Consider the following 274-nt stretch of genomic DNA (forward strand, 5'->3'; position numbering starts at 1 on the left):
GGATAAAGGCTATCTGTACGAAAAAGACGGCAATATTTGGTTTAAATCGACTGATTTTGGTGATGAAAAAGATCGTGTGGTACGCCGTGCCAATGGACAATCGACTTACTTTGCCTCTGATATCGCTTATCATAAAAATAAGTTCGATCGTGGCTTTGATAAAGTCGTCAACGTTTGGGGCGCCGATCACCATGGTTATGTGCCACGGGTAAAAGCGGCGTTGTTAGCTTTGGGGATTGATGCAGAACGCCTTGATGTGGTGCTGGTTCAATTC

Annotated in this window: 1 pseudogene; it reads left to right on the forward strand. The window is 44.5% G+C overall.

The features are described 5' to 3' along the window. Window positions 1-274 (forward strand): annotated as a pseudogene (gene argS, locus AAEY88_RS13540) (arginine--tRNA ligase); the annotation flags it as partial.

The organism is Psychrobacter sp. CAL346-MNA-CIBAN-0220, from assembly GCF_040309805.1.
Lineage (GTDB): Bacteria > Pseudomonadota > Gammaproteobacteria > Pseudomonadales > Moraxellaceae > Psychrobacter.